At 60.3% G+C, this 18,311-nt stretch carries 15 protein-coding genes and 1 pseudogene; 6 read left to right on the top strand and 10 right to left on the bottom strand.

What is annotated here, in order from left to right:
- Positions 1 to 794: 794 nt before the first annotated feature.
- From V1290_RS01450 to bfr, 3 genes are all read right to left on the bottom strand, one after another.
- The gene (locus tag V1290_RS01450; RefSeq protein ID WP_334362648.1) at positions 795 to 4,091 is read right to left on the bottom strand and encodes a peroxidase family protein; all 3,297 of its coding nucleotides are present in this window, start codon (positions 4,089 to 4,091) and stop codon (positions 795 to 797) included.
- A gap of 886 nt (positions 4,092 to 4,977) precedes the next feature.
- Positions 4,978 to 5,664, bottom strand: a complete 687-nt coding sequence (locus tag V1290_RS01455; protein ID WP_334362649.1) for an alpha/beta fold hydrolase — start codon at positions 5,662 to 5,664, stop codon at positions 4,978 to 4,980.
- 293 nt (positions 5,665 to 5,957) lie between these two features.
- Entirely contained in the window at positions 5,958 to 6,440 is a 483-nt protein-coding gene (bfr, locus tag V1290_RS01460) for a bacterioferritin (RefSeq protein WP_334362650.1), read from the bottom strand.
- A 638-nt stretch (positions 6,441 to 7,078) separates the two neighbouring features.
- On the opposite strand from bfr, the gene V1290_RS01465 reads away from it, so the two are divergent.
- The 3 genes from V1290_RS01465 (at position 7,079) to V1290_RS01475 (ending at position 10,492) form a co-directional block, all read left to right on the top strand.
- Entirely contained in the window at positions 7,079 to 7,828 is a 750-nt protein-coding gene (locus V1290_RS01465) for a cupin domain-containing protein (protein ID WP_334362651.1), read from the top strand.
- Positions 7,829 to 7,940: 112 nt separating this feature from the next.
- The gene (locus V1290_RS01470; protein WP_334362652.1) at positions 7,941 to 8,795 is read left to right on the top strand and encodes an NAD(P)H-binding protein; all 855 of its coding nucleotides are present in this window, start codon (positions 7,941 to 7,943) and stop codon (positions 8,793 to 8,795) included.
- A gap of 257 nt (positions 8,796 to 9,052) precedes the next feature.
- Positions 9,053 to 10,492, top strand: coding sequence for an IS1182 family transposase (locus V1290_RS01475; RefSeq protein ID WP_334362653.1), 1,440 nt, complete (start codon positions 9,053 to 9,055; stop codon positions 10,490 to 10,492).
- Between the two features lie 235 nt (positions 10,493 to 10,727).
- Here the strand turns inward: V1290_RS01475 and V1290_RS01480 are convergent.
- Positions 10,728 to 11,151 (bottom strand): annotated as a pseudogene (locus tag V1290_RS01480) (hypothetical protein).
- Between the two features lie 310 nt (positions 11,152 to 11,461).
- Here V1290_RS01480 and V1290_RS01485 point away from each other — a divergent pair.
- The 3 genes from V1290_RS01485 (at position 11,462) to V1290_RS01495 (ending at position 12,499) form a co-directional block, all read left to right on the top strand.
- Positions 11,462 to 11,632: a hypothetical protein gene (locus V1290_RS01485; protein ID WP_334362654.1), complete on the top strand. Its 171-nt coding sequence runs from the start codon at positions 11,462 to 11,464 to the stop codon at positions 11,630 to 11,632.
- 300 nt (positions 11,633 to 11,932) lie between these two features.
- The gene (locus V1290_RS01490; protein WP_334362656.1) at positions 11,933 to 12,268 is read left to right on the top strand and encodes a hypothetical protein; all 336 of its coding nucleotides are present in this window, start codon (positions 11,933 to 11,935) and stop codon (positions 12,266 to 12,268) included.
- A gap of 27 nt (positions 12,269 to 12,295) precedes the next feature.
- A complete protein-coding gene (locus tag V1290_RS01495) occupies positions 12,296 to 12,499 on the top strand; it encodes a hypothetical protein (protein WP_334362657.1) in 204 nt (67 codons plus the stop codon).
- 266 nt (positions 12,500 to 12,765) lie between these two features.
- On the opposite strand, the gene V1290_RS01500 is transcribed toward V1290_RS01495, so the two are convergent.
- The 6 genes from V1290_RS01500 to V1290_RS01525 all read right to left on the bottom strand — a co-directional run bounded on the left by V1290_RS01500 (position 12,766) and on the right by V1290_RS01525 (position 18,300).
- On the bottom strand, positions 12,766 to 13,332 hold the full coding sequence (locus V1290_RS01500) for a hypothetical protein (RefSeq protein WP_334362658.1): 567 nt from the start codon (positions 13,330 to 13,332) through the stop codon (positions 12,766 to 12,768).
- A 370-nt stretch (positions 13,333 to 13,702) separates the two neighbouring features.
- Positions 13,703 to 14,758 (bottom strand): HupE/UreJ family protein, encoded by a 1,056-nt coding sequence (locus V1290_RS01505; protein WP_334362659.1) that lies wholly within the window; start codon positions 14,756 to 14,758, stop codon positions 13,703 to 13,705.
- Positions 14,755 to 15,276, bottom strand: a complete 522-nt coding sequence (locus tag V1290_RS01510; protein WP_334362660.1) for a hypothetical protein — start codon at positions 15,274 to 15,276, stop codon at positions 14,755 to 14,757. Before V1290_RS01510 ends, V1290_RS01505 begins: the two co-directional genes overlap by 4 nt.
- Positions 15,273 to 16,835: a GldG family protein gene (locus V1290_RS01515; protein WP_334362661.1), complete on the bottom strand. Its 1,563-nt coding sequence runs from the start codon at positions 16,833 to 16,835 to the stop codon at positions 15,273 to 15,275. The genes V1290_RS01510 and V1290_RS01515 overlap by 4 nt, the downstream gene beginning before the upstream one ends.
- Positions 16,832 to 17,533, bottom strand: coding sequence for an ABC transporter permease (locus V1290_RS01520; RefSeq protein WP_212421727.1), 702 nt, complete (start codon positions 17,531 to 17,533; stop codon positions 16,832 to 16,834). The genes V1290_RS01515 and V1290_RS01520 overlap by 4 nt, the downstream gene beginning before the upstream one ends.
- Positions 17,530 to 18,300 carry an ABC transporter ATP-binding protein gene (locus V1290_RS01525; protein WP_334362662.1) on the bottom strand — a complete coding sequence of 257 codons (771 nt, stop codon included), beginning with the start codon at positions 18,298 to 18,300 and terminating at the stop codon, positions 17,530 to 17,532. The genes V1290_RS01520 and V1290_RS01525 overlap by 4 nt, the downstream gene beginning before the upstream one ends.
- Between the last annotated feature and the right edge of the window lie 11 nt (positions 18,301 to 18,311).

Genomic DNA, 18,311 nt, shown 5'->3' on the forward strand with positions numbered 1-18,311 from the left:
ACGGTCCTCCTGAAGGCGCGCCTTACGCCGTTGCTACGGCACGATACACGCGTGTCCCCCGCTCGTTATGCGTGAAAGAAGGTCGCAGCGCGAGAAGTGAATTAAGCCGGTCGGCCTCGCCGGATAATTCCGGTTTGGGTCATTCGCGTCGATTTGGCCGGACCACGGCGACTTCCGGTCTACCCCGGTGAACGGACATTCTCAGGATAGGCGGGCATGTCAAGGTGCCACTTACGGACTCATGCACCACAGCAAACGACGAGTGCAAATGGTGCCTTGTTCAATACGTCGTCGGCGTGCACCTACCGATCCGGGTCCGTTCGGCAACCAAGATATGTGGCCACCATAAGCGTGATGCCAGCGAGTGGGCACGCCGCTGGGGATGTGGCGCTGCTTGGCGGAATCGTCTACCCGAAACCGCTCGCCGGGCACGCGATGACTGCTGGCTGGTATACGTCGGGGTGTCGTAATCTGCTTGATAACGAACCCCCGGGTCGGGGCGGTGTGCAGCGGCGCGTATTCCTCTCGCACGATGAAGAGGTCTGAATCGCTGGGAGGCCGATGGCAAAAGTAAATGTCACCTCGGTCAGGTCGGCAAAGGAATCAGCTGAGGTCCGAAATTGACTAACGCAAACTTTATCGACCAGGGGGATCGCAATTCTGACGCTATGATCATCGCTACCTAGATCACCGCGCTGAACGCGACACTATTGGTCCCTTGTGAGAAAATGGTGAGTCATCTCACAAATTGAGCAGTGCTGCGCCGCCCACTTAGAGCGACGCAGCATTTGGTCTTATGCCCAGTCTCGATGGTGCAATCCATTCGGCTTTACGTCCAGCAAATCGATGGTGTCGTCGTCGCCGACTTGCAGCAGTGTTCCGCCGTGATGGTCGGAGGATACTTTGACGTAAACGTCGTTCAAAAGTTGCAGCTTGTCCACTTTCGGAAAATCAGTGATGGTTGCGGTGTTGTGTTCACCCTTGAGAGAGTCAAGGTTGAACACAAAGGTGTCGGCACCGTCACCGCCGGTCGCTTCAGCTGAGCCGTCTGCCAAAATCATCTTATCAGCAAATTGCAGGCGTTCGATATTCTGCAGCGTGTCCGTGCCCTCGGCACCGACCTTGTCGGTGACCGTGATTGAGCCATCGGCATTATGATCGATCGTGTAGTTCTTTGCCCTACCCGAGAATAGGGCCGTGTCCGTGTCCGGGAGCGGCTCGCCGAACGGATTGCCGTTATCACCGATTAGGTGGTCGTCGCCCTGCCCCCCCTTCATCCAGTCATCGCCCTCGTTCCCCAGCAGCTCGTCGTTGCCGGCGCCTCCAAAGATCTGATCATTGCCGAGGCCCCCGAAGACCTCGTCGTCGCCATCGCCGGCTTTGATGCGATCGCGGCCCTCCAGGCCGACGAGCAGATCGGAGCCTGCGCCGCCCCATACCTTGTCGTTTCCGGCGGCGCCGTTGACGAAGTCGTCGCCGTCGCCGCCGGTCAGGCGGTCGTTGCCGTCGCCACCGATCACGGCATCGTTGCCGAGGGCGCCGTCGAGGACATCGTTGCCACCGTCGCCCCAGAGCGTATCGTCCCCGGCGCCGGACTGAATCCTGTCCGTCCGGTCGGTACCGCCGATCACGACGTGATCGTCGCCAAGAAACCCTAGCTTGCCTCCATGCTTGGTCATCACTAATGGATTTCCGGCAGCGTCGACCGGATAGGTTGACGGGTCGCCGGCTTCGATCGTGTAGGTGGGCACCGCGAAGACGTCGAAGGGAAGGTGAGTGGTATCAGTGTTGCGCATCACCAGCTCGGAGAATGAGGTGCCCTCGAGCTGATTTAGGAAATTCGTACCTTCCAACCGCGAAAGGTAGTAAAAGCGGTCACCATTCTGCAAATTTTCCATCTGAGTCTCGAACACGAAGTTGAAGGTCGAGCCCAGCAGCCCGCCCGACGCCAGCGGCTTCTCCGCCAGGCCCCCGATCCACAGATCAACGTCATTGAGACCAGTCTCGACGCCGGCGAAGGCTCCAGTGCCGTTGAGAAAATCAGTGTCCGGGCCAACGCTCTCGTCTGCCGCCGTGGTCGGGTCATCCGCCGTCCCATAGACAAGCGTGACGGCCGCGTCACGTTTCTCCGCCACCGTGGCGGCATCAGCGAGCAACGGATGAACGCCGTACGCTGCAATGAAGTTCACAAGAGACTCTGGGTGCTTAATGCCGCTCCCGAATTCCGCCCAGCTCGCATATGGCTTGAGATCGGGATCTCCGGTTGTTGCGTAGAACTGCTCGCGGACACTGTTGAGCGGTGCCACGCCGGTGTCACGGCCGCGCGCGAGGTTGATTGTCGCAAGGTCCAGAGGCAAACCGAGAAGATTGTTGCGCAGCGCACCGGTAACGAATTCGTCGACGCTATTGGCGACCTCGCCCGTTGCTCCGCGCACGATCTCCGCTGCAGCATCGCCGTCGGCGCCACGCTCCGCATAGGCGAGCGGATTGAGGAAGGCGTCAATCAGGCTGAGCTGCTGATCGCCCGCCACCTCGGCATTGGCGTCGACCACGTTGCCGTCGGCATCCAGACGGTCAACAGTCTCGCGCAGCAGCGAGTGCCCGAACCGATAGACCGTGTGCGCGAACTCGGCGACGATCGCCGGATCGATGGTGACGTCGTGCGCCTCGAACTCATCGATGTTCGGCTGGATGCTGCGTGCAAAGTCCTCGAAGACAAGATGCTGGTATTGCATCTCGGTCGCAAATCTGCCGGCCTGGAACAGGTACTCGCCATTCCAGTCACTGTCCTGGATGCCGTCGGACATATCCGCTCCCGGCTTCAGCCACGGGCTCACGAATGCTGGATCATTGTCCGCTTCGGCCAGGATCACCTCCTTCAGGTGCCCGATCAGCCGGTTGTGTTCCGCGTGGAAAACGTGATGAACGGCGGTCAAGCCAATATTCTCATTCCCGCGTCCGTCGCCGGTGATGTAGTGGGCATCGAGCAGCTCATTGTCGTAGTTGCCGCTCGTATCCGACCCGTCAAGGTTCGAGAGGCTGACCTCCGTGTCGCCGTCCGCGACCTTGTCGGTCGGAACGGCATCATGGGCAATATCGTTCAGAAAGGCGTGTCCGGTGCGGATCGCCCCGGTGGTGCTGATGGGATTGGTGGGGTTGCCTTCTGTCAGGATGTCGTCGGGTGTGCCCGCAATGCCGTCAGCGCCGGGCATCACGAGTTGGGCGTATCCATGAGCTCCGGCCAGGAAGCGCCCATAAGAGTCGGTTGCCAGCAAGGGAATGTTGGTCACATCGGCATCGGTCAGGTCGATGCCGAGCAGCTCCCGCGCTTGCGCCTTGACGTCAGCCCATGTTGCCAGGCCGCCATTGACGCCTTCGAGCAGACGCCCGGTTGCCACCGGATTGCCGTTGGGGTCAAGCATGTACTCGCGCAGAAAAACCTGGTGTGACGGATGCGACGTGTACGTCTGGTTCTGATCGATGAACGGTGTCGTCTGGTTCGTGTGCTCGTGGACATCGTCCGAAGTTCCCACGACCCCGTCTGCCCCGGCCAGGTTGGTCGCACGCGTCAACACCATGAAATTGGTCGGGCTGCCTTCAACGTAGAGAGGGTCGTCCGGCTGCAGTGGGATAAACACTGTCCCGCTGTCGCCCTTGTTCACCAGATCCAGGCCATGGTCGAAGAACTGGCCGAAGAACGTGAACCACTGATTGAACGGCGCCGCGCCATCGGAATCCGCGTTCGGAATAACCCCGTCGCCATCGCTGTCGACTGCGGCGGCCGCCGGGTTGCTGTTCGCATTCTGGTCGGCAATCAGATTGCTGATGATCCGCGGTTGGGCGTCGATCACTGTATCTTTGGTCTGGGAGTAGGACGTCCCGAGATCCGCTTCGCGGAACACAGGATCGGTCATCCGCGGGAACACCCGATCCGCGGCGCCGAAGTCCGACTGGCCTGGCACCACGCTGTTGTTCGTGCCGTCAACCGTCCGCAGCCCGAACGGAAGAGAAGGGTCCTCCAAACGAGCGCCGGTTTCGGCGAATCGAATTTGCGCGAGAATGAAATCGAGGTCTGATCGAATGAGTTGCATGTCCGTCTCCCTGATTTCCGAGCTGTGGAATTCCGGACGCCTCTGCGAAGGCATGCAGGCTGGGGAGCGGGAGCCCACTCTGTGGCGCTTTAGAGATGACAATGCGAAAGGATGAAAGCTTTATCGCGCACAGGCAGCCACATATTTGGCAGCAACCGACGCCGACGCGGTCCGCAACATTTCATAGAAGTCGCCACGTTATAGCCGCACTCGCAGGCTTCGTCCGATAGCGCCTGGGACATCGCGTCGATGGCTTCAGGCTCGATGCGGCGCGGTCGCCGAGATAGATCCGCATCTGCGAGCGCGTGTGGATGTCGTAGACCGTGACCGACCAGAACATGATTTCCGTTGACTGAAAAATGTCGGCGAACTTCGGTGGTGGGTCGCGATAATTAAAGGTCCGCCGATAGCGGCGCGAAAGCGAGTCGGGTCAAAAGCGCCGGTATTGGCCATGGGCAGTCAGGTCCGGACTACCCTCAACTTCGGAAATATTCAGGCGTCGCGCAAACCGTCGCGAATGGGCCAATAGCTGCCATTCGCTACCCGCACTCGGTAGTCATCCTTGGCAACCGTCGGGTTGCCACGGCTGTTCGGTTCACGAGTCGCAAAAATGCGGTGTCGGATCGAATTGTCCGCAACGCTCGCCGGCTCGGCCCGCCCGATAACGCCGCGCTCGTTGAAACGCGACGCAAATCTGTGCGTTGACCTGCGGAAGCCAATCCGCGGGTTGGGCCAAAATCAGATCGGCTGATTGGTGCAAGCCGCCATTCAGTCACAAGCCGACCGACGCCATGGCTCTACCAATCGGCCGGCCTGTGCTGCTGAGAACGGATCCAGTTCTTTTAACGAATAGACCCAATCCAGGCTGCTGCTCTATACGAGAGGACTAATTTGTCAGGCCGCTCTCATACGCAAGAAGGCGCTCAGTCAGTCCTCTGGGATTCGATAGCGCGAGCAGATGACCGCCGGGAATTTCCTCCACCTTCGTCCGGAGCCTTTCACGCGCGACACGCCGTTGAAATTCGATCGGGAAAAAACGATCGTCTTTTCCTGCCAGAACGTGAATGGGGATATCCGGCCAGCGCTCAAAATGGCAAGGCTCGCCGAAGACGATCTCGGCTTCCTCGCGTGGTTGCTGCGGACCCGTGCGCAGCACGTCCTCCGGCACGTCGTGCAGAAAATAGGTCGCCAAATCGAACTCTGTCGCATAGCCGCGGCGCTCCGCGGCTTTTCTACGCGCCTCGACGGCTCCCGTTGCGTCCCACCATGCGCCAGCGGCCTCGCTGGGCTTCGGAATCATCGCATTGACGAACACAAGCATCCGCACGGGCGCCCGCGCGCAAACAAGCGGCGCCGTGAAGCCTGCAAGGGACTGAGCGACGAGAACAACGTCATCTCGTGCCGCGATCGCGCGTGTGACGATATCCGCATACGCCTCGAGACCGGCATGCTTGCTGTCGCCAGGCAGGTCGACGGCAATTGCTTCGTGCCCCACCGCGCGAATGAGCGGCACCACGCGGTACCAATACCAAGCCATGCCGCCTGCCCCGGGGACAAGAACGAATGTTGCCATATGAGTTCTCCTCCTTGCTGCTGGATTAGTTGCTCAACGAGCTTGCCCGCTTGATCAGAATTGATCTTACTACGATGTGAGGTGGGGCTGGTTATCGCCTTTGGGTCATGCGCGTCACTTCGGCTGGGCACTAATAACTTCCGATCTACCCTGATGAACGGACATTCTGGTCGTCCGCGGGCATGTCTCAAAGGTGCCAACAACGGACATTCCTCATCTGGCTCTGGCTCGCGAGAGCTATCGATAGTTGGCCGAGTCTGGCTTGGCTGCTCGCACGTATCGACCTCAACACCTCAGTCTTCGCCAAGTTCTCCGATATGATGTTGGGCATAGAGCTCGGGGCCGATCTTCGTGACGAGATCGACCTGGGTTTCCAGAAAGTCGATGTGCTCTTCCTCATCGTGCATCAGGGTCTCAAACAGGCTTCGTGTCCCGTAATCTTTGACCGAATGGCAATGGGTCGCGGCTTCAGCGTAGAGGGAGTGCGCTGACAACTCGGCCTTCAAGTCGCTATCGAGCACAGCCTTCACGGTTTTCCCGATATGAAGGGACTCCAGCGTCTGCATATTGGGAAATCCATCGAGGAAGATGATGCGTTCGATGAGCTTGTCAGAATGCTGCATCTCTTCAATGGATTCCTTGCGCCATGTCTTGGCGAGCTCTTTGTAGCCCCAATTGTCGAGCAGACGGTAATGCAGCCAGTACTGGTTCACCGCGGTGAGTTCGTGGCGCAGCGCTTTGTTGAGGTATTCGATAACGTCTTTATCGCTCTTCATACTCTGCTCCTTTCGCGGGTGCGACTTTGAGTGATTTATCCACGCTCTAGCTTACCACACACGGCAGGCTCAAAAATCGGGAAAGCGGACGCGGCCGCCTCGCACCGGCTCGCCGTTCAGCGGGATCCCTGCTTTCGCAGGGAAAAGTATCGACTACAAACGGCGCAGGAAAAACAGGAGAGTTCTGTCCATGATCGAGGGGATCAGCGCAGTCACACTGTGCACCCGCGAAATGCGACGAGCTGTCCGGTTCTACCGCGCGCTAGGGTTCGAGGTCCTGCATGGCGGCGAGCAGTCATCATTCACAAGCTTTCGAGCGGGACGAGCTATCTCAACCTCATCGCCCAACCTACCGAGCGGCGCTGGTCCTGGTGGGGCGGGTAATCTTCTACGTCGCCGATGTTGACGCACTTTACGACCGTGCGCTCGTACGGGATTGCAGCCAGCTACCGTGCCCCGCGACGCCGAATGGAGTGAGCGCTTCTTCCACCTCGTCGACCCCGAAGGCCACGAACTCAGTTTCGCTCGGCCTTTGCACCCGGATTCCGTCCAATAGCAGCCCAAAGCGAACCGCCATTCCAAGAGGCGCCGGGAGGGCGTATGGTGCTCCGATTTTCCGCTGACCCTGGGAGGCAATCATGCAGTTCAGGACAATCGGACTAATGTTGCTCGGCGCATTGGCGCTTCCCGCCTCCGGGACCGCACAAACCACCCCTGCTCCACCGGCAATTACACGAACGGTGGTCGCCGCAACCAAACTGGCGACCGTCACGGACGTGCCGCTCTATTTCAAAGCGGTGAGCGTCACCCTTCAACCGGACGCGATGAGCGCCATCTCGGCGGCCGACGGCATCCTCTACCAGATGTCAGGTACGACCCAGGTCGCGCTCGATGGTGGGGCCAAAAGGCTCAACCCCGGTGAGGGGCTGTTTATCGCCCGCGGAAAGATCGCGGCGCTAAGGGCAGGCGCCAACGGGCCATCTACTTTCCTCCACTTCTTGCTCGCTGCCGCCGCAGACCTGGATCGGCCTGCCGAAGCGGCACCTGCGGCCGTGACAGAATTATATCGCTCAGCGAACCCAATTCCCGACCTGAAGCCAGGTAGTTATGATCTCAATCTCACGCGAGTCATATTTCCGGCGGGGATGCCCTCCAACCCGCCACACCATCGGTCGGGCGCGGCGCTATACTTTATCGTCTCCGGCACCGGGGCCAACACGGTCGATGGCAAGACGGAAGCAAGGGGACCGGGTTCCTTGATCTATGAACCGTACGCCCTCGTGCACCAATGGGGAAACCCAGGCAACGAGCCGTTGATATTCCTGGCCTTCAACATCAATCCGGAAGGTATGGCAGCCGTGCTTCCGAGCTCGCCTGCAAATCAATAGCGACTTTGTTCAGGAAGTTGGGGGGCTTGCTGAGACAGAAGGGCCGTCACCCTGACATCAGCTTCGGCTGGGGCTATGCTACGGTCTCTCTGAGCACCGAGAAAATCAAAGGATGGCAACGAACGGTCGCACCGTCACCGTGTTCGGCGGAACCGGCTTTCTCGGCCGCCGCATCGTTCGGCATCTGCGCTCTCGCGGATTTCCCGTTCGGATCGCGTCAAGGCATCCGGATCAGGGGCACAGGCTGTTTAGTCGTGATGATCCGCAACTTCAATCCGTAGGGGCCAACATTCACGACGAGCGATCAGTCGCGGATGCGCTTGCCGGCGCCTGCGGCGTTGTAGATGCGGTAAGGCTTTACGTCGAGCACGGACAGGAGACTTGTCATTCCGTTCACGTCGATTCTGCCCAACGGGTAGCGGCTCAAGCGCACCGTACCGGAGTCGATCGGCTGATTCACATCTCAGGAATCGGCGCCGATGCCGTTTCGCAATCACGGTACATCCGAAAGCGCGGCGAAGGCGAACTGACGGTCCGGGCCGCGTTCGTCGAGACACCTTTCATCCGCCCGGCCGTGATGTTCGGACCGGATGACGCGTTTCTCACGACCATCCTCAAGCTCCTCCGCCACCTTCCAGTCTATCCGATGTTCGGCCGCGGCGTGACCAGATTGCCATCGGCCTATGTGGAAGATGTGGCGGAGGCGATTGCTCGGGTCATGCAGCGAGCAGAGACGCCTTCAACGACTTCGAGTTCGGCGGCCCTCGCGTCTACACTTACGAGGAGTTTCTTAGAGCCGTTGCGCACCAGGCTGGACTTGCGCCCCGACCGATTCCAATCCCGCTTGCCGTTTGGCATGCACTTGCGTGGGCGTCGAAATGTTGCCGAGTCCGCTCCTCAGGCGCAATCAAGTGGAACTGATGCAGATCGACACCGTGTCTTCGCCGAAGATGTCCGGATTTGGTGAACTTGGGATTTCGCCGCACTCGGTCGAGACCACACTCTAGGAGATGCTGTCAAATTGCGGATGAGGAGGCTCCTCGGTCAATCCGCTTCAACGGATAACGGTGTCACACGCTACATCCGCCGGCATTCCGCATTGGGTCAGAAGTAGTCATGGCGGCTCTGGGCTTGAAGGTCCGCTTTGGGTCCTGGTTGTGTGAAAACGTGCGGATTGAAGTGATTCTCGGAGTATGATTCCCACGCGATTTGCGGGGGGATCGGATGAAGCGCTTCGTTGAGGGCCTGGATCGCGGGCAAAGCACGCTGTTTCCCGAATGCTTGGAAGACTGGATTGGCGAGGATAATCCGGTTCGGGTGATCGACGTCTTTGTCGATCAACTCGACCTTGGCGAGCTAGGGTTCAGTGGGGTCGATCCCGAGAGGACTGGTCGGCCTTCGTATCATCCCTCGGCGCTGTTGAAGCTCTATATCTACGGCTATCTCAACCGGGTTCAGTCAAGCCGTCGGCTCGAGCGTGACGCCGGGCGCAACGTTGAGGTGATGTGGCTTACGGGCCGGCTCGTTCCAGATCACAAGACGATTGCGGATTTCCGCAAGGACAATGGCCGTGCGATCCGCAAGGTGTGTGCACGCTTCGTCGAGCTCTGCCACGAGATGGGCCTGCTGACGAGAGCCAGCGTTGCCATCGACGGCAGCAAATTTAAAGCCGTGAACAACCGCGATAGGAACTTCACCCGCGCGAAGGTGGAGCGGCGCCGGGCACAGCTTGAAGAGAGCGTTGCGCGGTATCTCGGTCAGCTCGACACGGCCGATCGACAGGAGCCTTCCGAGACCCTCGCGCTCAAGACGACGCGGCTCAAGGAGAAGCTCGCGAAACTCGAAAGTGAGATGCAGCGCCTCACAGCGGTCGAGAAACAGATGCTCACCTCGCCCGACCAGCAGATATCGCTGACCGATCCTGACTCCCGTTCGATGGCGACGAGCGGCCGAGGCTCCGGCGTCGTAGGCTACAACGTCCAGGTCGCCGTGGACACCAAGCATCATCTAATCGTCACGCATGAGGTGACCAACATCGGCACCGACCGGTCGCAGCTCGCCAACGTGGCCAAAGAGACGAAAACGACGCTGGAAGCCACGAGCCTCGATGTCGTCGCCGATCGCGGCTACTTCAGCAGCGGACAAATCTTGGCATGCGAGGAAGCTGGCATCACGGTCACGCTGCCAAAGCCGATGACTTCGAACTCAAAGACGGAAGGGCGCTTCGGCAAGCAGGACTTCCGCTACGTCGTCGAGGAGGATGTTTACATTTGTCCGGCGGGAGAGCGGCTCGCCTACTCCTTCACGACCGAAGAAAACGAATTGGTCCTGCGCCGCTACTCGACCAACGCCTGCCAGCGCTGCGCCATCAAGCAGAGCTGCACCACCGGCAAGGAGCGGAGAATCACCCGATGGGAGCATGAACACCTTCTCGAAACCGTTCAGCGGCGACTCGACGAGCATCCGGAGAAGATGCGCCAGCGGCGCGAAACGGTCGAGCATCCCTTCGGCACCATTAAGGCCCGAATGGGAGCAACCCACTTCTTGATGAAGACGCTGCCACGGGTTGCCGCCGAGATGGCACTTCATGTGCTGGCTTACAATCTCACGCGCGTCATGAACATCATGGGTATCCAGCCGCTCATGGCGGCGATGAGGGCGTAGTCGTCGCAGATATGCGTTCGTCTGCCCGTGACGAACCGCCCAAGACCGCTCATATCCGCATCAGAGTGCGGCCATATCGAAAAAGCCGCCAAACTCGGTAAATGACTGCGCCCTGCCAAGTCGCCAAGCTCGCGACGCGTCTATGCTTCCGCTAGGACGTTTTTACACGACCAAGGTCAAAAGCTGAGAAGCCAAGTAACCGTCACGGATGTCCGCTTCTGCTTGCAATGCGGTCTCACCGCTCCTCATCAGGATGTACCCACTTATAGGGCGTAATCTCCCGCTGTTCGGTCAACTTGATAATGCGGACCGGCGGCTTATAGCGGCGCGTGCCGCAGGACCGACATCGGAAGGACGGTTCTAGCTTCCAGATCGGCGTATCGCGCGCCCTGCGGATGGCATCCAACGGCAAGCTCGCCCGTGTCTTGCATCGGCAGCATTCGATCTCCAGCCAGCCATAACCGCCGTTCAGGCATTGGCCGATCGTTGGAGACGGCTGAGCCGGACCGCCATAACCTTCCATGCGGACCGACCACGCTTCCGCCTCGGCTCGATCGGCCACACGGGCCGCCGTCCTAGCGTTTCGGCGGGCCGTTTCGGCGCATGTCCGCGCCCATGATCCGCCCGCCCCAGATCACTTCACGTTTCTTGGTGCTCATGGGTGGCCATTACAGCGGCATCAATGCCTCTGAGCAATCCCCGAGACCTAGCTGTCCATCGAGCCTGCGCCGCTTTCGCTTGGTCAAGCGCTCTCTTGCTCACCGTAAAAATACGGAAGCCGCCGCGCAAACGCCGCTCGACCGGTGTCGTAAGGTTGAACAGTTAGCTTAACGCGCAACATGCGTTGCTCTATCGAAACGTTGAGCTATCAGTGGAACACCGGCCAATTGCCCTCGTCCGGTCTCTCGGCAAAGTCGCCAGCGAACATACTCCGCTCGGCGGCTTCGTCTTTTAAGGAGCGCTTCACCAATGGCTCGCAAGTCATGGTCATTTGCAGATGATCGTCGCGTTATCGAACTCGCCAAAGCGAAGAAGTCGCTAGAGGAAGCCGCTCGCATCATGAAACGCACGCCTGAGCGCATTCGCAAAGTTTCAGTGCGGCTGGGTGTTTCATTCAAAGCCGCTGATAAGAAGAAATAATTTGTCACCAGCACTGGACTACGCACGCGTGCTCTAGCGGACCTGGGCCGTGTACTGATAAATCGGCTGGGCTGATCGATGTCCGCTTGCACTCCAACAGCGGCGCGAAAGCGGACATTCCCCGACTTCGCATGTGGGCCAACAGCGGAAATGGTCGATCGCGGCTTTAATGTTCGCAAAGAGCATTCGGACACTTCGAGAACTCCACAAATTTTCGTAATTTGGTTCAGATCGCCGTTAGGTTGTTGATGGTATAGACCTCTCGCACAAACCGATTAGCCGGTCGTGGGCGGACAAGGCATGGATACAGTCACGAAAATAATCGCAGCTCCGGCGGCTCTTTGGGCAGCCGTGGTCGGCCTCGTCGCCCTGCTTCCGCTTGGCTTGGGAATCTACTGGCTCTTCAACAAGCAGGCCAGATTGGGAGATTTGGCTGAGTTGAGAAAGAAACTTGATGAACTAAGGGTCTCTGATCCTGAGTATGGCGCTGTCAGGGCGCTTTACACGTCGATGATGGTCGATGCGGAGCGCTGGGGTTTTGTTAAATCTGGCTCTGGATCGGGCGGCGATGGTGAAAGCGCCGACCACAGCGTTGGTGGTCATGTGGGCGATGGCAACGCCGGCAGTGATCACTGATGGTCGAGATGAGCGACGGAGGCTCAGATGGCTGAGGCCGTTGTTCGTCTTATCGGTGCATTGATCCAGGCGGCGTTTGAACTTCTCGTCCATCATACGGGCAAGAAAGTTCTGTCTCTTTGGGGCCGCAAGTCGAACCCGTTTATCGAATTGCTGATCGGTCTGGTCGTCTGGAGCGTCGCCGGACTTCTGTTGGTCGCTGCTATTGCAGCACTCGCCTCAAAGCCATGATAGGATGCTCGCGGCAGCGACTGAGGGTGCCGCAAGAGATGCCGGATGATGAGCGGGCAGCAAATGTCGGAGATGGGTCAAAGCCGGAAATGCTCCCGGCGAGCAGATGTTTTCCGCTTCACCCCCTGAAAGCGGACATCCGGCGGACCGGCCGAGATGCCGGTTCAGTGCCACGAACGGACATTGACGGAACGCGGGTCGTTCCCCAGGATCAAATCCGTTCGTGGGGCTACCGGGGGTAAAGCGGACGTGCTCCGCGCTGGTCGTCACTTCTTACTCTGACCCACCGTTGAAGCTGGCAACCAGTACTCACCCTCGGTTTTTAGCAGGTTCACGTTCTTGTCGAGGTCAAACACAACGTTCAACTTCAAGAGTCCGCGAACGCCCTGGTATAGTCCGGTGCCGCCGGTGTATCGAAGGACACCTGTGAAGGTGCTTTTCGTTGAACCATCGGGCGCGACCGTGGTTTGGCTCGTTCCATCAAATTGAGAAAAGATCTTGTCGCCATTTTCGAACGAGATTACGTCGTATCCCCAGGTTCGGCCATTGCGATCGATGTAGTCGGAATAACCTCGGCTCCATGACTCGGTGCGCTTGAGGTTCTCGCAGTTTGGCTTGTCGTTCGCATAGGTACGGTGGAGCTCGTAAACGCGGATCTGATGCCCAGGTACATCACCGACGTCCAGCACATGTTGCTGAGTATATTTGGAGTCAGCGGCCGTGGCCTCGTCACTGACCTTGCATCTTTCTTGAGCCGACACTGTGGAGAAACAAATCGGGGTTAGCGCCAGACCGAAAGATATGGCGTACATCAAGGGTGTCTTGTTTGACATAGCGTTCCCTCCGGTTAAGGAGCGCGTGCCCATTCGAAGCCGGATTGATCCGTCAAGCGGATGCTACGGCTCGGCACGATGTTTTATTGGAACGAGGTTCGTCGCCGACACTGCCTCGAATGCCGAACGCGCTAACCCAGCATGGACCCCGTCCGAGGGGGTGTCAACGGCCGCGCGGCTGCAGTTGCGATGTCTGAGTTGGGTCATTCCCGTCATTCTGACCGCCGGCGGATCACTTCCGGTCTACCCTAGGAAACAGACATTCTGGTCGTCCGTCGGCATGTCTCAAAGGTGCCAGAAGCGGTCGTTCCATAATTGCTCATTCCGTAAATTGAGCCATCCAGAAGTCCGGCTTCGGCAACAGCGATCCTCAACCGACAAAAATGCGTTCGACCAACCAGTAAGTGCCGATTACGGCTACCGTCAGCGAGGCGATGCGCGGGGCCAGTCGCGAGCCGCGCCCGCGCGACAGACACATCAACGCCGGCAGGAAGACGGCAACGAAAATTAGTTGTCCGATTTCGACTCCCACATTGAAACCCACCAGCCCACGCACCAGTGTCGCCCCCTTCAAGCCGAGTTCACCAAGTACGGAGGCAAACCCGAAGCCGTGCACCAGGCCGAAACCGAAACTCCAAATCCACCGCCTCCGGTCGGGCTCGGCCGCGAAAAGATTCTCCAGCGCGACCCACACGATCGTCGCCGCAATCAGCGGCTCGATGACGCGGTCGGGAATCGTCACAATGCCCAGCGTTGCGACCGACAGCGTCACGCTGTGGGCCAATGTGAAGGCCGTGACGATGCGCACTACCGACCACACGCCTCGCGCGGTGGCCAGCAGTGCAACGAGGAACAGCAGATGGTCATAGCCGGTGAGAATGTGCTCGATGCCGAGCTTGACGAAATCGAACCAGCCTGTCCCAACGGTGCGGTCGATGTCCTCAGTGACGGACCTCGCTTCCTCCCCGAAGATCACCGGCCGCTCGCCGCTCGACGTGCGGAGATTTCCGAGGGTCTGGTAGTGCTCGCCCAGAAAGGCGCGCCAGTCCTCGGTAATGTCGAGGCGGCCATGGGAAGCGTCGCATGTGAAGTCGATCTCGACCGTTGCGCGGGTCTCGTTGGTGCCGGCGCCACCAATGCGCACTCGTCCCGCCCGGCAGCGTCCGCCGTCGAGGTCGACCGTGACGCTTCTGCGCGCCGCTTCGGCCACCGTTTCCGCTGCGGCGCGGTCGCCATTGGCGGCAGCGGTCAGCGTGGCCGTCGCTGGGGCCGGCAGCTCGGGCAACGCGACGGAAAGCGCATAGAGCATCCGGCCGCCTGTGAATTCGATGCGCAACAGTCCCGTCGTGGTCACATGCGCAAGGGCGCCGCCGCAGACAATGAGCGCCAGCCAGAGCACAGCCCATCGCATCAGCCTCGCCGTCACGGCGTTCCTCCCGTCCGTTCCCATTCCTCGGCAACGAAGGCCGGCAGCAGCGCAATCTCCGGACTCCCGTTTAGCCTCGCATAATGCGACAGGCCCATCGGATTGGTGACGCCGAACGAAATGGCGAAGACGGAGGCGCCGCGGCCGCTGACGACGATGCGCAGCCGGGGCGGCGCGAGGCCAAACTGCGCCGTGCCGGCTTGGGCGACTTCCGCAGCCGTCAGAATACGGTCCGGCCCCGAATTGCGCAGGAATTTGAGCGCGCTGTCGAGCCGCGCCTCAAAACCCGCGGTGGCTGTTCCCTGCGTCGCGCGCCAGCCCTCGGGGGTGCGCACGAAATGCCAATGGCCACGGGGGGCGGTAACATCGACCTCGCGCACCTCCTCGAGAGGAATCATCATCAGTCCTTTGGGCTTGAACGGCTGAAGCCCTGGGCCACCGCGACCGCCGGTAAACGCCAGAGCCGCGAGAAAGGCTGTGGCGCCGAGCGCTGCGGCTGCCCAGGCCAGCCGGCTCATCGCCGCCACCACCACATCGCGCTGCCGGCGAATGCTATCAAGCCGGGAATCAGCAGGACCGTGACGAGGAAGATGCCGCGCATCTGCTCGCCGGTAAGGGAGACCATGGGCAGCACCTCGACCGGCGGTCTCATCGCCGGCGCCCGTTCCTCGCGCGTCAGCCAGGAGATTCCGGCCAGCACGGCGTCCGAATTGGCCAGATAAGGAAAGAAGGAATTGGAGGCGAAATCGGCGTCGCCCGCGACAATCATGCGGAATGTCGCTGCCGCCGATCCATCCAGCCGCCCCTCGGCTGCAAGCGCAATGATCTGCGATGAACGGGGGCCGGACTTCGATTTCGAATGGGCTCCAAGACGATTTGCGATGACGTAGCTGTCGCCGCTGCTGGCGGCCAGTGGCGTCACCTGCACGCCCGGCACCGCCAATATCTCTAGCGGACGCGCGCCTGGATAGAACGAGAGCGCGAGTCCCCGCGTGGCAGGGTGTGGGCCGTATCGCGATACGGCGATCATCTGCTCGTCGGTGAAATAATGCTCGGTCGGATCGACGATCACGCCATCGTGCACCGCGATGCCGAGGCTGGCAAGTAGGGCCGCGATGCTCTCATCGAGGATGTAGTCCGGCTCGATCAGCAACATCGCAGAGCCGCCGCGTTCCAGATAGCGGCGCAGCACGTCGGTTTCGCCGGGGCTGTAGCGGGTCCGCGGATTGGCTTCGACGATCGCCGCGCAATCGTCCGGGATCGGCTGCCCAATGGCGAAGGAGACCTTTCGGGCGACCAGGCCGAGCTTCTCGATGGCGCGTCTCAGGCGGCCGATGCCGTGCTGCTCCATCTGCACCACCCCGGTGCCGGAGACGTTGTGGCTATGATTGTGGGCACCCTCAAAATGCGTGTGGAATTCGAAATTGTCGATGTCGTATTCGCCGTGGCCCGAGGCGAAGCAGATCACCACCTCACGGGTCCGCAACAGCCGCAACACACCGAGCGCGATCTCGCGGTCGTCTGTAGTGATCACTTCGACACGGCGTTCGCCGAGGCGCAGTACGGCGGAATTATAGGTTCGCACGCCCTGGCTGCTGGCCAGCGCCGGATTCTGATCGGCGTCGATCTGCTGCACGCGAAAATTCGCATTCTGCCGTTCGAGTTGCCGCAACATGGCGCCGAGCGCCCGCGCCGCCTGGTTCTGCTTCTGGTAGAAATAGACGACGTCGATGGGTTCGCTGAGCCTGCGCACCACTTCGCCCGCCTCCGCCGACGGCGTGAAGGCTTTTTCGTGCGTGAGGTCGAGGTGGGCGTCATGACGGAACAGCGCGACATTGGCGAGGATCGTGACCATGACGGCGGCGGCGATGACAAGCGTGGCGGAGGCCATGCGGCTGGCGAAGGCGAGCCTCGCCGGCACTTTCAGCCCAGCCGAAAACAACAGCACCAGCGCGAGCACTACCCCGGCAAACCAGCCGAGATTGATCCAGTCGAGCGACTGCAGCGGCTCGAGAAGGCTGTGAAGAAAGCTGGTATCCCCGGCCGGCAGATCGGTCAAACCTTGCTGGTCGCTCATCGCTGCGCAAGCCCCCAGGTGGTCAGGAAAAGCGCAAGCATGCTCGCGGTGACGAAATAGCCGATGTCAGACAGGAATACCGAGCCGCTGACCATCGGTTTGAAGTGGCCTATCAAAGAGAGGTTGATTGCAAAGCTGTCGAACGGGGGTGGCAGAAGATAGGACACCGAATCGGCAAACCAAAGCATCAGGAACGCGCCGATCGACAACGCCGCGGCCACGACCTGGCTCTCGGTAATGCTCGACATCAGGAGACCGACGGCGACTAGCAGCGAGGCGTGGAGCGCGAGCGCCAGATAGCCGGCATAAATCGGCCCCCAATCCGGTTCGCCGTACCGGCCGAGGATCACGGCGTAAATGAGCGTCAGCGCGAAAATTCCGAGCACGAGCGTCAGCGTCGCTGCATATTTCGCCAGCACGACCGAGAGCTCGCGAACCGGCGCGGTGAGCAGCAGTTCGAGCGTTTCCGATCGCCGCTCTTCGGCGAAGGTGCGCATGGTCAGAACGGGCACCAGCAGGATCGACAGCACGTACATCTGGTGAAAGATGTATTGGAGGTTGGCGACCTTGGTGACGAAAAGCGTCAGGCTGAAGGTATAGCCGAGCACGAGCAGAAACACGGCCGCCACCGTGTAGCCGATCGGCGACGTCAGCGTCGCGTTCAGCTCCTTGGCGAAGAGGATGCGCAGCGTTCTCATGTCAGCGACAAAAACCAGCCTTCGAGATCCGGCGTATCGGCCATGGCCTGGACACCGAGCAACCGGCCGTCGAGCATCACCGCCACGCGGTCGGAGATTTTCTCCACCTCGCTCAGGATATGCGAACTCATGAGCACCGTGTGGCGCCTGGCAAGCGAGCGGATCAGTTCCCTCATTTCAATGATCTGGCGTGGATCAAGCCCATTGGTCGGCTCGTCGAGGATGAGAATATCAGGATCGTGGATCAATGCCTGAGCGAGCGCCGCCCGCTGGCGATAGCCACGCGACAGGGCCCGGGTCGGCTTGTCCACCACAGCACCTAACGCCAGTCGGTCGACGACACGCTCCACGGCGGCGGCCACCGTCCGTTCAGGCAAGCCGCGGAGCCGGGCCATGAATGCGAGGAATTCGCCGACGCGCATTTGCCGGTAGAGAGGCGCCGATTCCGGCACATAGCCGATAAGCCGCCGCACCGCGAGCGAATCGCGCACGGTGTCGAGGCCTGCCACCGTGAGCCGCCCTGCAGACGGCAGCAGGTAGCCCGCGAGCAGCCGCATGAAGGTGGTTTTGCCGGAGCCGTTCGGTCCCAACAGGCCGAACACTTCGCCGCGGCGGATGTCGAGCGTGAGCCGGTCGAGCGCCGTGACCGAACCGTAGCGTTTGCTTACGCTGACCGCTGAGATGGCCGGAGTATCCGTCGTACGGATTGGCGCATCGTCGCGCGGCGCCGCGTCGATTGACGAGATGGTCATGCAGCGCCCCGACAAGGCAGCGTCTG

Source organism: Bradyrhizobium sp. AZCC 1578 (genome assembly GCF_036924675.1).
In the GTDB taxonomy this organism is placed as follows: Bacteria; Pseudomonadota; Alphaproteobacteria; order Rhizobiales; family Xanthobacteraceae; genus Bradyrhizobium.

Bases quoted from the DNA above. Each gene is read 5' to 3' on its own strand.
- V1290_RS01450 (WP_334362648.1), bottom strand. From the start codon at position 4,091: ATGCAACTCATTCGATCAGACCTCGATTTCATTCTCGCGCAAATTCGA.
- V1290_RS01455 (WP_334362649.1), bottom strand. From the start codon at position 5,664: ATGGCAACATTCGTTCTTGTCCCCGGGGCAGGCGGCATGGCTTGGTAT.
- bfr (WP_334362650.1), bottom strand. From the start codon at position 6,440: ATGAAGAGCGATAAAGACGTTATCGAATACCTCAACAAAGCGCTGCGC.
- V1290_RS01465 (WP_334362651.1), top strand. From the start codon at position 7,079: ATGCAGTTCAGGACAATCGGACTAATGTTGCTCGGCGCATTGGCGCTT.
- V1290_RS01470 (WP_334362652.1), top strand. From the start codon at position 7,941: ATGGCAACGAACGGTCGCACCGTCACCGTGTTCGGCGGAACCGGCTTT.
- V1290_RS01475 (WP_334362653.1), top strand. From the start codon at position 9,053: ATGAAGCGCTTCGTTGAGGGCCTGGATCGCGGGCAAAGCACGCTGTTT.
- V1290_RS01485 (WP_334362654.1), top strand. From the start codon at position 11,462: ATGGCTCGCAAGTCATGGTCATTTGCAGATGATCGTCGCGTTATCGAA.
- V1290_RS01490 (WP_334362656.1), top strand. From the start codon at position 11,933: ATGGATACAGTCACGAAAATAATCGCAGCTCCGGCGGCTCTTTGGGCA.
- V1290_RS01495 (WP_334362657.1), top strand. From the start codon at position 12,296: ATGGCTGAGGCCGTTGTTCGTCTTATCGGTGCATTGATCCAGGCGGCG.
- V1290_RS01500 (WP_334362658.1), bottom strand. From the start codon at position 13,332: ATGTCAAACAAGACACCCTTGATGTACGCCATATCTTTCGGTCTGGCG.
- V1290_RS01510 (WP_334362660.1), bottom strand. From the start codon at position 15,276: ATGAGCCGGCTGGCCTGGGCAGCCGCAGCGCTCGGCGCCACAGCCTTT.
- V1290_RS01515 (WP_334362661.1), bottom strand. From the start codon at position 16,835: ATGAGCGACCAGCAAGGTTTGACCGATCTGCCGGCCGGGGATACCAGC.
- V1290_RS01520 (WP_212421727.1), bottom strand. From the start codon at position 17,533: ATGAGAACGCTGCGCATCCTCTTCGCCAAGGAGCTGAACGCGACGCTG.